General features: G+C 69.1%; 6 protein-coding genes. 2 read left to right on the forward strand and 4 right to left on the reverse strand.

Going from position 1 to position 12,632, the window contains the following annotated elements; translation table 11 throughout:
* Positions 1-17: 17 nt before the first annotated feature.
* From KEG38_RS23570 to KEG38_RS23580, 3 genes are all read right to left on the reverse strand, one after another.
* Positions 18-515, reverse strand: coding sequence for a SixA phosphatase family protein (locus tag KEG38_RS23570; protein ID WP_272422049.1), 498 nt, complete (start codon positions 513-515; stop codon positions 18-20).
* A 47-nt stretch (positions 516-562) separates the two neighbouring features.
* Positions 563-1,684, reverse strand: coding sequence for a recombinase RecA (recA, locus tag KEG38_RS23575; RefSeq protein ID WP_272422051.1), 1,122 nt, complete (start codon positions 1,682-1,684; stop codon positions 563-565).
* 156 nt (positions 1,685-1,840) lie between these two features.
* On the reverse strand, positions 1,841-5,104 hold the full coding sequence (locus KEG38_RS23580) for a POTRA domain-containing protein (protein WP_272422052.1): 3,264 nt from the start codon (positions 5,102-5,104) through the stop codon (positions 1,841-1,843).
* 99 nt (positions 5,105-5,203) lie between these two features.
* On the opposite strand from KEG38_RS23580, the gene KEG38_RS23585 reads away from it, so the two are divergent.
* Positions 5,204-6,016: a phosphate/phosphite/phosphonate ABC transporter substrate-binding protein gene (locus KEG38_RS23585; protein ID WP_272422053.1), complete on the forward strand. Its 813-nt coding sequence runs from the start codon at positions 5,204-5,206 to the stop codon at positions 6,014-6,016.
* Between the two features lie 302 nt (positions 6,017-6,318).
* Here KEG38_RS23585 and KEG38_RS23590 read toward each other — a convergent pair whose 3' ends face one another.
* Complete coding sequence (locus KEG38_RS23590) at positions 6,319-10,740, reverse strand: translocation/assembly module TamB domain-containing protein (RefSeq protein WP_272422054.1); 4,422 nt, start codon at positions 10,738-10,740, stop codon at positions 6,319-6,321.
* A gap of 158 nt (positions 10,741-10,898) precedes the next feature.
* Here KEG38_RS23590 and KEG38_RS23595 point away from each other — a divergent pair, with 158 nt between their 5' ends.
* Positions 10,899-12,611, forward strand: a complete 1,713-nt coding sequence (locus tag KEG38_RS23595; protein WP_272422056.1) for a MopE-related protein — start codon at positions 10,899-10,901, stop codon at positions 12,609-12,611.
* Positions 12,612-12,632 lie beyond the last annotated feature (21 nt).

Raw genomic sequence — 12,632 nt, forward strand, 5'->3', positions numbered from 1 at the left:
CCTGTCGAGCGCGCGCGTCACCGGGCTGGGCGGAGCACCGTCGTCACGCGGAAGGAGCCGCCGAGCTCGGGTTTTACGTCGGGCCCGCTCGGGCGCGCGATACCCACGAGCATGCCTGGATGCAGGCCGAGTGGCAGCTCTGCCACGTCACGCACGAGCAGACGCAGGAGGGCGATCACCATCGGGTGATGGCCGACGAGCAGTGCGTCTGCGTTTGCCGTGGCGAGCTCGCGCAGGAGCGCGACGGGCGGCGGCTCGTCTGGTTCGAGCTCCGAGAAGGTCTCGATCGGGATTGCTGCGGCGCTGAGCACGCCGGCCATGAGCTCGGCGGTGTGGTGCGCGCGCAGGTACGTGCTTGCCACGATGCGGCCGAGCGTCGGCCCGTGCTGGGCTCGTAGCGTCTTGCCGATTTCCTCGACGCCGAGGATGCCTTCGGAGGTGAGGGGGCGATCGCGGTCCCGGCCCGATGGCGAGCTCTCGGCCGCGAGGCCGTGGCGCATCACGTAGAGGTTCATGGTGACGAGAGGGAGCCTGCCATGAGGAAGGCTCCCTTGGGGATGGATCAGTTGGTCTTCGCGGGGGCGCGGCGACCTTCGGCGGGGGCTCCGGCGGCCTTGCCGGCCGGGGCGGACGCGGCTTCGGGCGCTTTGCCGGGGCGCTGGATGCCGTGCTTGGCGAGCACGAGCGTCTCGATGCGCTCGAGCACGTCGGGGTGCTGCTCCAGGTAGGTGCGGGCGTTCTCGCGGCCCTGGCCGATACGCTCGCCCTGGAAGGAGAACCAGGCGCCGCTCTTTTCGACGATGTTCGCCTCTGTCGCGAGGTCGATGACGTCGCCGGCGTGGCTGATGCCCTGGCCGTAGAGGATGTCGAACTCCACCTCGCGGAAGGGCGGCGCCATCTTGTTCTTCACGATCTTCACGCGGGTCCGGTTGCCGACGACGGCGGGCTCCTTGCCGCTCGCGGCCGCCTCCTTGATCTTGCCGATGGCGCGGATGTCCATGCGCACCGAGGAGTAGAACTTGAGGGCGTTGCCGCCGCTCGTCGTCTCGGGGTTGCCGAACATCACGCCGATCTTCAGGCGGATCTGGTTGATGAAGATGAGCAGGCAGTTCGACCGGGCCACGGTGCCGGTGAGCTTGCGGAGGGCCTGGCTCATGAGGCGGGCCTGGAGGCCGACGTGGCTGTCGCCCATGTCGCCTTCGATCTCGGCCTTGGGCACGAGGGCGGCGACGGAGTCGACCACGATGATGTCGACGGCGTTCGAGCGGACGAGCATGTCCGCGATCTCGAGGGCCTGCTCGCCGTAGTCGGGCTGCGAGATGAGCAGCTCGTCCGTCTTCACGCCGAGCTTTTTCGCGTAGTTCACGTCGAGCGCGTGCTCGGCGTCGATGAAGGCGGCGACGCCGCCGGAGCGCTGGATCTGGGAGATCGCGTGCAGGGTGAGGGTGGTCTTGCCGGACGACTCCGGGCCGTAGATCTCGATGATGCGGCCGCGGGGGTAGCCGCCGATGCCGAGGGCGATGTCGAGCGAGAGCGAGCCGCTGGAGACGGCGGCGACGTCGTCGTGCAGGCTCTGCCCCTCCTTGAGGCGCATGATCGCGCCCTTGCCGTATTCCTTCTCGACGCTCGCGATGGCGAGCTCCAGCGCGGCGAGCTTCTGCTTCGGGTTTTTCTCGTCACTCATGGCGACCTCGGGGGGGGCAGGGGGGCAGTGAGGGTAATGGGTCGCGGGTTTTGCGCCACGAACCGTTCGTCTCGGCTGCGTATACTGTCCGGCTGTTCAGGAGGCAAGACGGAACGGCGGGAGAGCGGACAGGTTATGTCCGATCCCAAATTTCCGTCAGAACAGGCCGATCGAGAAGTGGAAGGCGCCGATGTCCTCCCACTGGCGGCGGTTCAGGTTGAAGCCGTAGTCGAGCGCGAGGGGGCCGATGGGGGTCGTGATGCGCAGGCCCCCGCCGAGGGCGTAGCGGAGGGTGAAGTCGATGGCCGTCGGCTCCTTCCAGAGGTTGCCCGTGTCGAGGAAGAAGCCGGCCTGGAAGAGGTCGGTGACCGGCACGCGTAGCTCGAGGCGCGGGTTGATGGAGAGGTCGCCGCCGCGGATCGGGACGTTCGCGAGGACGGCCGAGCGCGTGGTCTGACCTTTCGCGATGAGCCCTCGCGCGACGTCTTCGGGCACGAGCGCGTCGGCGAGGAAGGCGCGGATCGTGTCGACGCCGCCGAGGAAGAAGAGGCGGTCGGGGTAGGTGGAGCTGCCGTCCTTGAGCTGCAGGTTGTAGCCGGCCGCGAGGCTCATCGCGATGCTCGGGCCCTTCGAGCTGAGCTCGAAGTAGCCGGCGACGCGGCCGGACATGCGGAGGAAGTGGCTGTTGATCGTGGCCTCGCCCTCGTCGGTGGGCAGCGCGTTGACGTGCTCGACGCCGAGCGCGACGAGCGCGCCCTTGGTGGCGGCAAAGGCGCTGTTGCGGCCGTCCCACGCGAAGTTGATGCGCTCGGCAACGGCGAACGTGCTGCCGAACGGCACGCGGAGGAGCGGGATGATCGGTGAGTCGATGGCCGTCTCGTTGAAGACGTCGACCTCGTTCACCTCCGCGGACGCGCCGAGGCGCATCGTGATCGTGCGGCTCGGCCGGTAGGCGAGCGTGGGCACGAGCGCTTGCCGGGTGATGCCGAAGCCGCGCTGGTTGTCGCGCACGTCGATGCCGTCGACGGAGAGGCTCACGAGCGGACCGAGCCCGATTTCGGGGAAGGTGATCGACGCGGTGTTGCGGCGCTCGAGCTGCTGGCCGACGCTGAGCTTCTTCTCGTAGTCGGCGCGCACGCCGGGATCGACGACGATGAAGTCGAAGAGGTAGGAGAGCTGCACGCGCAGGGTGAGCGCGATGGCGAGGCCCGCGATGTTCTTGTGGCCGTACTCGACGGCGAAGCGCAGGCCCTCACCCGTGGAGAAGCCGACGCGTGGATCGAGGTACTGCGGGACCTGCTCGGTGACCGTGACGAGCACGCGCTTCTGCTTCTGCGGGACCTCTGGATCTTCGAGGCCCACGGAGACGCTGGAGAACGCGCCGAGCGATCCGATGCGCTCCTCGCTGCGCCGCGCGTCGCGCTCGACGAAAGGCTTGCCCTCCTCGAGCGCGATGCGGCGCAGGATGAGCTCTTCGCTGGTGCGGAGCGCGCCGCGTACGACGAAGCCGCCGACGATGACCTGATCCCGCTCGGTGATCGCGAACCGCGCCCGCGCCCGCGTGCGGTCGGGCGAGGGCTCGATCGAGGCCTTCACCTCGACGAACGCGTAGCCACGATCGCGGTAGGACTCGACGAGCCGGAGGCGCGCGGCTTCGAGCTCGATCGTGGAGAGCGGCTTGCCGAGCTCGAGGCGGCTCGTCTCGAAGAGCGCCTGCTCGGAGACCGTGCGGCTGCCCTCGAAGGCGACGTCGTGCAGCAAGGTCTGCGGGCCGAGGTGCATCGGGATGCGCAGCGCGATCTCGCGCGAGCACTCGACGTGCTTCACGGGATCGGGGCGGCACACGAGCGTCTGCGGGGGATCGGGCTCGGGCAGCGGTAGGCCGAGGGCGTCTTTCGCGCAGACGGCCTCGTTCGGCTCGCGTGGCTCGGGGATGCAGCGGCCCGCGGGGGAGCGCGCGCTGCACGTCGCGCGCTCGAGTTGCACGGGCCCGACGACGGCGTTGAGGTAGCCCTTGCTGTAGGCGAGATCCTTCAGGTGCTTGAGCGCGCGCTCGTAGGTTTCGGGCGCGTACGTCTCGACCGGGTTCAGATCGAGCGGCCTCGCCACGGCGCGTGGTCCGCGCCCGCCGAAGAGCGCCGAGACCGCGTTCGGATCCTTCAGCGAAAAACCTTTGTCGCCGGGCAGATCCTCCACGAGGAAGCTGTCGATCTCGCCGCGCACCTGCTCGGCGTTCCACGTCTTCGGCAGGCACGGGAAGATGCGCTGCACGACGCGCACCTGATCACCCTCGTCGATCCGCAAGACGAGGTGGTGCACCGGATCGTTCGGGCCGCCGCGCTCCTCGGGGACGACACGCGCGTCGAAGAAGCCACGCTGCACGTAGAAGCGGGTGAGCCTCTCGACGAGCTCTTGCGTCTTCTGCTCGAGTCCCTTCTTCGGCGCGATCGCGGCGGAGAGCTCGACCTCGTCGACGGAGCGGTTGCCCTCGAAGACCGGGACGATGCGCGGCCCGGGCGTGACGTACACGAAGAGCTCGCTGCTCGACGCCGAGAGCCGCACCACGTGCTTCACGTCGGCGCGGTAGAAGCCGTTTTCCCGCAGCACCTCGGCGAGCTCCCGATCGGCCTCCTCGAGCAGCGGTTCGTCGATGCGCGCGCCGACCCCGAGCCGATAGCGATCTTCGAGGCCGTTCACCTCGCGCTCCATGCCGGGCGTGATCACGAAGTAGCGACGCGTCACCGTGCGCGGCGCGCCCGCGTCGATGTCGATGCGCAGGACGACGCGGTTTGGATCGTCCGTGTCCGAAACGTCGGACGTGACGTTCGCTTGGGGGTAGCCGTGATCCGCGTAGTACCGGCGGATCCGCTGGCCGATCTCCGTCAGCATCGGCGACGTGATCTCGCCGCCTTCGCGCACGCGCGCCGCGTCGAGTGTCGCCGCGCGATCCAGCGTCGCGCCCGAGAGGCGGATCGAGGCCACGAGGCGCCGCGGCAGCACGTGCGCGCGCAGCACGACGCCGTCTCCCTCGGCGATGGCCTCCACGGTCACGCGCGCGAACTGCCCCGACTCCGTGAGCTCGCGCATCACGGTTCGCGCGGCCGAGGGCTCGAACGGTTCGCCCGCGCGGACCTTCGTGATGCGCAGCGAGGTGCTCCATCGCGAGCCCACGGTCACGACGTCGACCCGCTTGATCGGTTTGCCCGTGAGCGCGCTCGTGTCCGGCGGCGGCGAGAGCTGCGGCGCGGCAAGCGCGGCTTGCGGCTCCTCGCCAGCAAGCGCCGCGCGTTCGCCGGGGCTCGTCCCCTGGTTTTTCGCGTCCTCGGCCTCTGCCGACCCTGCGCCGAGCAGGCAGACGAGCGAGCATGCCGCGGCGAGGCAGCGGGCTCGTTGGGACCGGGAAAAACGCGGGATGGGCACGGGCCGAGGTAGATGGGGGGCACGGAGGGGCTCGCGGCCCTTTGGAGACGCCCGTCCCGATGCTACCGTCCGCCCGAGTTGCTCGCCAAAAGGTACGGCATGGCTGATCCGACGATCCTGATAGGGGCGGTCGCATACGACCCGAAGGTCGTGACCATCTGGGAGGGCATGCGTGAGCACTTCCAGGAGCACGGCGTGTCCCTCGATTTCGCGCTTTTCTCCAGCTACGAGCGGCAGATCGAGGCCCTACTCCACGGGCACGTCGACATCGCCTGGAACTCGGGCATCTCCCATGTGCGTGTGAAGCGGCGCACCGAAGGCAAGTCGATCGGCATCGCCATGCGCGACCGCGACCGCGACGTCTGCGCAAAGATCCTCATCCGTCGGGAGGTCGTCGTTCGGAAGCTCACGGATCTGCACGGAAAGGTGCTGGCCGTGGGGACGCGGGACTCGGCGCAGTCGCGGATCCTGCCGCTCTACTACTTGAAGCAGGCGGGTGTGGATCTGAACCAGGTGAAGATCCTCGCGTTCGACTCCGACGTCGGCAAACACGGCGACACGGGCGCGAGCGAGCTCGCGGTGCTCGCGGCCGTGCACGAAGGTCGGGCCCACGCGGGCGCGGTCGGGAGCCTCGTCTTCCAGGCCGAGCAGGCGGCAGGGCACGTCGATCCACGCATCGTCGACGTCCTGTGGACGACGCCGACGTTCGACCTGCGCATGTTCGACGCGATGCCCACGCTCGCCGCGGACAAGGTCGAGGCGTTCAAGCGCACCCTCTCCGAGATGGCGTACGCGAACCCGAAGCACCGCAAGCTCCTCGACATGGAAGGGCTGCGCCGCTGGATCCCCGGCCGCGAGCAGAGCTACGCGCCCGTGCGCGCCGCGCTCGACGATCTGCCCGGCTTCGGCTGAGCGCGGGGCTTTGCCCCGCACCCCAGAAGGGGGCTGTCCGCCCCCTTCACCCCGGACCAGGCACGGCCTGGACCGAGGGCCGAGAAACCGCGCGATGCGCGGTTTCTCGGACGGGTCCGGGGCAAGACCACGCGCGGCGTTGCCAACCAAGACAGCAGCGCTGTCCTACGTGCTTGGAACGTTTTCCCTGTCGACAGCGCGCATCGCGCGCTGTCGCCCCGGGTCCAGCGCTTGCGCTGGTTCGGGTCCAGGGGCGAAGAGCCCCTGGTCGGGTCCGGGGTGAAACCCCGGCGATACGCCCGCTATTCGAACTCGAGCCGCCAGCGCAAGTCGGCGCCGAGGTTGCCGAGTGGCGAGCTCGAGACGTCGTTCGTGTTGTCGTATGCGCCCTGCACGATGACGCGTTTGCCGAGACGCCACTCGATGCTTGAACGGACCTCGCGGTTCTCGGTGATGCCTGTCGTCACGGTGGCGCGCACGTCCTCTGTGATGCGCTTGCCGAGCGTGACCGTCGGCTCGGTGCGGCCTGTGCGCGACGAGTACGACGTGCCGAACCGGAACTCGTCGATGAGCGGCACGATCGTCTTCACGGCCTTGTCTGCGCCGGTGAGCGCGGCGAGTGCTTCGAGGCCCACGGTCTCGCCGAGGGACGATGCGAGCCCACGATCCATCTCGGCCCGCGTGAGGCCGAGCGTCAACAAGAGGACGATGTCCTCCTGCCCGAGTGGCGGATCACTCGTGAGGTCGAGCTTCACGTTCTCCTGATCGCCGTGGGCGTAGAGGTTGATGCGCCACTGCTGCCCGAGCGTCGCCGTCGCCGCCGCGCTCGTGCTCGTGTCCGCTGGCGCCGTGCCTGCGGCGCTCGTCGCTGCGTAACGCCGGTACTCGGTCTGCGCGCGCAGATCGATCCGCGGCGCGAGACGCAGGGGATCGTCGAATCGAACCGAACCCTCGCGCACCGTGAACTCGCTGTTTCGCAGCCGGAGCTTCGAGTCTGGCAGGATGCGCAGGTTGCCGCGTGCGCCGTATCGCTGGTTCGTCCCGGAGAGCGCGAGCCCGGGCGGCGTCACTTCGAGCAGCATGTCGACGAGCCCGTTCGAGAAGCGCATCGGCCGCGGCGAGACCACGTTCACGTCGAAGCGCAGCGCGTCGTTCTTCGGGTCGTACGTCTCGACCGCGGTGCGCTTCGGCCCGCCTGCGAGCTGGTTCAGATCGAGGCTCAGTGCGATCGGCCGCGAGTACGTGAACGACGTCAGCGACACCGTCCCCTTCACTTCGGGCAGGTTCTTCTCCGCGCGCTCCTCGTCGGACGTGCTCGGCCGGAACGTCGCGGCGAGATCGGCGTCTGCGGTCAGGTTGATGCCCTCGCCGAGCGGCATTTTCACGCCGCGCGCGAGGATCGAGGCCTCGGCTGTGCCGAGCTCGAAGCCGCGGATCGGCATGCGCCCCGTCACGCTCACCTCGCCGCCGCCGACCTTTGCTGCTCCGCGGAGGATGCGCACCTCGCTGTTCGTGACCGCGATGTCCACCTCGACGTCGTCGATCGACACGGGCAAACCTCGCAGCGCGAGCTCGCCGCCTCGCAGCCGCGCTGAACCTCCGTACCGCAGCGCGTTCGTCGTACCTTGCACGCGCAGGTTCGCTTCGAGGGATCCTTTCGCGCGCGAGACCTGCGGCATGTCCGCGGACAGACGCCCGAGATCGAGCGGCCCCACGCGCAGGCCCACGTCGAACTCCGGCGCGGTCACGAGCCGCTGCACGCGGCCGCCGAGTGAGATCGGCGCCGACAAACCCGAGCCGCTCTGCACCACGAGATCGAGATCGGGCAGCGCGAGCGTGTTGTTCTGCACGACGATCGGCCCCGGCGTCCCGCGCAGCGACACGCGCCGCCCGCCACGCTCGAGATCGAGTCCCGTCAGCGCCACGACCACGTCGCTCTTCGCGAGATCGTCGAGGGGAAGACGCCGGATTTCGAGCGCCGCGTCGAGGCTCCCGTGCGGCGGCGTCGCGCTGAACGCGACGCCGGGGATCAGGTTCGCGAGCGTGCCGAGATCGAGCCCGCGCGTCGTGAGCTTGCCCGTCACGACCTTGTGCTTCTGGCGCGTGATGCGCACGTCCTCGAGCGCGAGCTGCCCGCCTGCGAGCATGCCGTCGACGCGGAACGTGCCCGAGGACGTGTCCCTGTCGAACTCGGCCCGATCGAAGGGCGCCGAGCGCGGGTTGCCGCAGCGCGTCCAGCCGATCGTCTTCACCTGCGTGTTCTCGGATCCCATGAGCACGCGGAGCTGCGACGACGGCAGCGACGAGGGCCCGATCCGGATCGGCGAGATCTGCACGTCGGCCTGCGCCTCGAGCTGGCTCACCGTGCCCGAGATGTTCGCGATGGCCGAGATCGAGCCGTCGAGCGGCTTGCCCATGCGGCCGAGCGCGTCGAGGTGATCGATCGGGATCCCCGTGGCGATCGCCTGCCCGGACACACGCCCGCCCGGACGAACCGACACGGTCGCGAGCAGCGAGCCCGAGCCCTTGCGCAGGCTCGCCGCGTGCACGTCGAGGTTCATCCCCGCGGCGCCCGCATCGCGATCTTCCCAGTCGAGATCCACGTCGACATCGCCGTCGGAGTATTTCTCGCCGAAGAGCGCCACCTCTTCGAGGTGCATCTTCGTCTTCACGCGCAGCCGGCCCGAGCCGCAGCGATCCTCGGCCCCGCCGACCACGAAGTGCACGCGCGCCGTCCCGCTCGCGTTGCCGTCGATGTCGGCGAAGCGCGGATCGTCGTCGAGGTGCACGATCCGGTAGAAGTCGTGGATCCAGAGGTGCGGCGCGGCCTGCGTGTCGATCTCCGCGTCGACCACCACGTTCGGCCCCGCGTCGAAGTCGATGTGTACCTCGGGCGCGCGGATCTTGCTGTCGCCCTTGCGCAGGTGCACGTCGGCGAGGCGCAGATCGAACGGCTCGAAGAACACGCGCGCGCTCTCCACGTCACCGAACGAGAATGCCGCGAACTCGAAGCCCTTGATCGACACGTCGGCCTCGATCTTCGGCCGCGTGAACGGCCCGCGTGCCGCGGCCGTGACCTCCGCGATCCCCGCGATCGGGATGTTCTTGAGCGGCGAGATCTCCGACAGATCGACGTGCGAGCCCTTCGCGATCTCGATGTCGAGGAAGCTCTTGAAGAAGAGTTTTACGGTGGTGTGGAGCTCCGACTTCGGCGTCTCGATGGCCACGTCGTCGAGCACGATCCCCGTCGGCCGCACGCGGAACGTGCCGTGCAGCTTGCCCTCGGCCACGCCCATCATGTGCCCGCGCGCGGGATCCGTGGTGGGTTTGTCGAAGACCTCGAAGTTCCGCGTCGCGAATTCCATGGGCCCGTCGAGCGAGAGCGGCGAGAGCGTCCCGCCGAACCGCTCGAAGTGGCCTCGCTCGAGGTTCCAGGCCACGTGCGCCTGCGGGTGCACGCCGAGATCCCGGAGCAGCCCCGGGAACTGGATGTCGCGGAGCTCGATCGGACCCGCGTTGAGCGGCGCGCCCGGCGCGAACGGCTCGATCTTCACGTCGGCGATCGTCGCCGTGCCGTCGGCCCACCCGACCTCGATCTTCGACACGCGCACCACGTCCTCGGCGATCGACAGCTCGCCCTCGAACGTCGTCGCGAAGACCTTGCCCGACAGCCCCGGCCGATCCGCCTCGATGCGCCCCACCACGCGTGGCAGCGTGGACTTGCCGTCGTGCGCGACCTCCACGTCGAGCCCCACCGCACCCGTGAGCCACGGCGTGTCCACGAAGCGATGCGCGATCGGGACCGGCAGCCGCGTCCGCACGCGGCCACGAAACGCCGGCATCGCGAGCGGCGCTCCGCTCGGCAGCTCCACGCGCAGCGCGCCGAGCTCGAGCTCCACCGAGCGCCAGTCCTCCTTCGCCAGCTCGCACCCCGGGCTCGTTCCTGCGTCCGGATCGAGATCCGCCGCGCCGAGCAGCCGGAGCCGCCGGACGAGCAGACCCTCCGCGTCGACACGCACGCGCGTGTCGAGCCGGCAGATCACGTCCTCGTCGACCATGTCCTCGTCGGGCCGACCAGGCATGGAGTGCGTCCGGACGATCGTGCTCTTCCCGGCGCGGAGCGCGATCTCGAAGGCCCCGTCGTCCTCCGCGGATACGTCGACGTCGACCTCGTTCGTCACGACGTGCACGCCCTCGACGAGCGCGTCGATCCGCGCGTCCGTCACGGCGAGCGACGAGAAGGGGGCTCGCGTTTTCTCGGCCGACGGCTGCGAGGCCGGCAGCTTGAGCGCCAGGTTCTTGAGCGCACCGCCTTCGACGACAGCGCGGATCCGCGGCCCGAGCACCTCGACCTCGCCCACGTCGAGCTCCCCGTCGAGCAGGGAAAACACCCGCGGACGAACGCTGATCCGCTCCACCGAGAGCACGGGCGCGCCGCCGTCGGTCGCGTCGACGACGAGCTCTTCGAGATCGATCGCCATCGGCCAGGCTTGCACGGCGACCTGGTAGCGCGCGACGACGCCGAGCTCCCGTTCGATGAGCGCCGCTGTCTCGCGCGCGGCCCACGCGCGTACGGGGCCCGTTCGCACGAGCGCGCCGAGGACGAGCGGGATGGCCCCGACCAGGGCAAACAGCACGCAGAGCGCGATGGCGAAGACGCGGCCGACGTCACGACGCCCGCGCTTTCGCGTGCGTTTGTTCGTCGGGGCGCTGCCGGAAGCCATGACGCCGAGCTTACCTCAGGCCTGTCCCCCGTGCCGGGATCACCTTTCGCGAGGCCCTTCAGCGCTTTACGCGGCTCGAGAATCCTGGAAACATCCGGCTGTCTTGCGTGCGAGGTCCGGGTGCGCGTGTGCTCGGCCTCGTGTTGTTCGGAGGGCCGATGCGATCGACGATCCCCGCCACGCTGGTGGCGCTTGGCTGCTTGGCAATTCATGCGTTCGGCTGCGCGGGCGGCACGGACGAAAACACGGGGGCGGGACAAGGCGGCACTGCCGGGGTGGGCGGCACCGGCGGCCAAGGCGGCCAGGGTGGCGCCGGCGGCCAGGGCGGCGCTGGCGGCATGATGTGCACGCCGACCGACGAGAAGTGCGACGGCCTGGACAACGACTGCGACCAGGAAGTCGACGAGGACTGCCCCTGCGTCCAGGGACAAACGCAGTCCTGCTACTCGGGCGCCGAGGGCACGCAGGGCATCGGTCCTTGCACCGCGGGCCAGCAGTCGTGTGATCTGAGTGGCAAGTGGAGCAAGTGCGCAGGCGAGGTCGTGCCGAAGACGCAGGAGACCTGCAACGGCATCGACGACGACTGCAACGGCGCCGTCGACGACATGGCCCCGACGTCCTGCGGGTTCGGCGCCTGCCAGGTCACGGTCGTCACGTGCGAGAACGGCCAGCTCAATGAGTGCATCCCGCTCCAGCCCACGCTCGAGGTCTGCGACGGCCTCGACAACGACTGCGATCAGATCCCCGACGACTCCTTCCCCGAGAAGGGCAAGACCTGCACGTCCGAGCTGGTCGGCGCCTGCGCCAAGGGCAAGTACGCCTGCACGAGCGGCGAGCTCATCTGCGTGCCCGACGTCACGCCCGTCCCCGAGACCTGCAACGGCGTCGATGACGACTGCGACGGCACGACGGACGAGGACATCCCGGGCACGGGCGGCCAGTGCGGCACGGGCCTGCTCGGCGCCTGCTCGAACGGCGCGATCGCGTGCAACGGCACCACCATCGACTGCTTCCCGGTCACCCCGCAATCGCCCGAGAAGTGCAACGGCATCGACGACGACTGCGACGGCGTGGTCGACGAGAACAACCCGGAGGGCGGCGTCCCCTGCCAGACGGGCCAATCGGGCGGCTGCTCGAGCGGCACGTTGAAGTGCGCGAGCGGCGCGCTCATCTGCGAGCCAAACTCGGCGGCGACTCCCGAGCAATGCAACGGGATCGACGAGAACTGCAATGGCATCATCGACGAGGGCAACCCGGGCGGCAACGTCGCGTGCGCCTGCGGCGGCAAGACGGCGTGCTCGAGCGGCCAGCTCACCTGCGTGAGCGCCGCGACGATGTTCATCTACGAGGATTTCGCGGACGCGCCGGACTGGACCCTCGGGTCCGAGTGGGAGATCAAGGCGGCCGTCGGCGGCGCCTGCACGAACTCGAGCGGCACCCACAACGATCCCACGAACGACACCTCGGCGTCGGCCGACAACAAGATCGCGGGCGTCGTCGTCGGCGGCTGTTCGACGAGCTCGCAGAGCGCGACGACGCACGCCTACTACTACCTGACGAGCCCGGTCTTCGACGCCTCGGCGGCCCCCGGCGTCTACCTCCAGTTCCAGCGCTGGCTGAACAGCGACGTGACGCCGTTCATGAACAACGTCATCGAGGTGTTCAACGGCACGGCCTGGGTTCAGGTCTGGCAGAGCGGCAGCGCCGCTTCGACGGCGTCCGCGTGGACGAAGGTCTCCTACGACCTTTCCCAGTACAAGAACGCCAACATGCGTATTCGCTGGGGCTTCAACATCGCGTCGACGCTGGTCTACCCGTACGCCTCGTGGAACATCGACGACGTCATCGTCTCGAACACGCTTTGCCCGTGACGTTTGCCTGCCAAGTAGCCC

This window comes from Polyangium jinanense (genome assembly GCF_028435265.1).
GTDB lineage: Bacteria > Myxococcota_A > Polyangia > Polyangiales > Polyangiaceae > Polyangium > Polyangium jinanense.